This is a genomic window from Nocardia sp. NPDC003726, from assembly GCF_053586955.1.
Window position 1 is genome coordinate 1 of the sequence record NZ_JBSFNF010000060.1, and the last position, 2,780, is coordinate 2,780.

Sequence of the window (2,780 nt, forward strand, 5' to 3'; positions counted from 1 at the left end):
ACCGCCACCGCCACCACCGACTCCGGCCCCGCACCCACGGCGATCAACGCCCGCGCCACCTGATTCGCCCGCCGATGCAACTCACCGAAAGTCAAGGTCTTGTCACCGGAACGGATCGCGACCGCGTCCGGACGCGACCACGCCTGCTCGGCGATCACATCCGGCAGTGTCGCACCGGGAACCCAGGCTCCCGGCACGTTCCATGCGTTCAGGACTTGGTCGCGCTCGCCGGGCGCGAGCACATCGATGTCGCCGACCGCGGCGGTGGCATCGGCCGCGACCGCCGCCAGGACACGGCGGAAGCGGCTGGCGAAGTTCCGCACCGTCGATTCGTCGAACAGATCGGTCGCGTAACCGATCACCACCGACAGGCCCTGCGCGCCGGGCTGCTCGGCCAGGGTGATCTGCAGATCGAACTTGGCCGCCGACACTCCAGGATCGATGCCCGACACCGTGAGGCCGGGCAATTCCAGCGTCGCGGGCGCAAGGTTCTGCAGTACCAGCATCACCTGGAACAGCGGATGCCGCGCCGCGGAGCGGACCGGGTCGAGCAACTCGACCAGCCGCTCGAACGGCAGGTCGGCATGGCCGAACGCGGCGACGTCGGTCTTGCGGACCTCGGCCAGCAGTGTTTCGAACGACGTACCCGGCTCGACCTCGGTGCGCAGCACCAGGGTGTTGACGAACATGCCGATGAGGTCGTCGAGTTCGGCCTCGCCCCGGCCGGCCACCGGGGTGCCGATGGCGATATCCCGTGTATTCGACAGCCGGGCCAGCAACACCGCCAGCGCCGCGTGCACAACCATGAACAACGTCGAATTGTGTTGCTGCGCGAGCTTTTCCAGCCCGGCGTGCAGGTCGGCGTCGATGTCGAAAGCGAAGCTGCCGCCGCGATAGGACGCCTGGGCGGGCCGGGGCCGATCGGTCGGCAATGGCAATTCGTCCGGCAGGGCGGCGAGCGCGTTGCGCCAGTACGCGGCCTGCTGGGCGATCAGGCTCTCCGGGTCGTCCTCGGAGCCGAGCACCTCCCGCTGCCACAGGCTGTAGTCGGCGTACTGCACCGGCAGCGCGGCCATGGCCGGGGCCTCGCCTCTGCTGCGCGCCTCGTAGGCCAGCACCAGATCCCGGGTGAGCGGCCCGAGCGACCAGCCGTCGGAGCTGATGTGGTGCGCGACGAAGACCAGCACGTGCTCGGTGGGATCGTCCGCGCTCGCGGGCGCGATCTCGAACAGCGCGACCCGGAACGACACCTCCGTGGTGACCTCGAATCCCGCGCCGACCACGCTGGTCACCACGGCGACAGAATCCGCAGCGTCGACTCGCGTCGGCGTGAGGTCGATCGGCACCTCGTCCGCCGCGAGCACCTGCTGCACGGGGCCTTCCGGCGTCTGCGGGTAGATCGTGCGCAGGATCTCGTGGCGCGCCACCAAGTCCGCGACCGCCTGCCGCAGTGCCGCGACGTCCAGGTCGCCGGTGAGGCGGATGGCGGCCGGGATGTTGTAGACCGACGAGGCCGGATCGAACTGGTTGAGGAACCACATGCGCTGCTGCGCCAGCGACAGCGGAATACGCTCCGGACGCGGACCGGCCACCAGAGCCTTACGTCCGCCGGTACCCGCGTGCTGCTCGACCTTCGCCGCGAGTCCGGCTACGGTCGCGGCCTCGAAGATCGTGCGGACGGGTACGCGCGTGTCCAGCGCCGCGCCGATCCGCGCCGCGACCTGCGTCGCCAACAGCGAATTACCACCCAAAGCGAAGAAATCGTCATCCGCGCCGACACGCTCCACACCCAGCACCTCGGCGAACACCGTCGCCACGATCTCCTCGATCGGAGTCGACGGAGCACGGAACGCCTGAACCTCGAACTCCGGCTCCGGAAGCGCCTTACGATCCAGCTTGCCGTTGACATTCAACGGCAACGCATCCAGGACCACGAACGCCGCGGGCACCATGTACGACGGCAGGCCAGCAGTCAGCTCCGACTTCACCTGCGCCACATCGACACCCGCCACGGCATCACTCGCCACCAGATAGGCCACCAAACGGTCACCGGTCTTGGGATCGGACTTCGCGATCACCGCTGTCTGCGCGATCTGCGGCAGCGCCAGCAACGCAGCCTCGATCTCACCCAACTCGATACGGAAACCACGGATCTTCACCTGGAAATCCGTACGACCCCGGTACTCCAATTCCCCGGCGCTGTTCCACGCCACCAAATCACCCGTGCGATACATCCGCTCACCAGGCTCGAACGGATTCGCCACGAACCGATCAGCCGTCAGATCCGCACGACCGAAGTAACCCCGCGCCAACTGCGCACCAGCCAAATACAACTCACCCGACACACCCACCGGAACCGGACGCAAACGCCCATCCAGCACAAACACCCGACTGTTCCACTCCGGCGCACCGATCGGCACCGACGTCTCATCAGCCACCGTTACCCGATGGCTGGTAATCGACACCGCCGCCTCGGTCGGACCATACAAATTGAACAACTCGGTCCGCGGATAACCACGCAAGAACCGCTGCGCCAAAGCACCCGGAAGGGATTCACCGATCGCCAACACCCGCCACAGCGAATCCGGCATACCGGCGGTCACCAAGGCGTCCAGCATCGACGGAACGACGTGCAGCGTCGTGACCCATTCCTGGGCCATGAGTTCGTTGAGGTACGCGGGATCACGGTGACCGTCCGGGGAGGCGATCACCAAGCGACCGCCGCAGACAGCGGCCGACCAGAACTCCCACACCGACAAGTCGAACGTCGCCGCCGTCTT

Annotated in this window: 1 protein-coding gene; it reads right to left on the minus strand. The window is 67.1% G+C overall.

Going from position 1 to position 2,780, the window contains the following annotated elements:
* Positions 1-2,780: condensation domain-containing protein (locus tag ACWDMM_RS33735; RefSeq protein ID WP_449941581.1), on the minus strand; the 2,780-nt coding region annotated here is incomplete at both ends.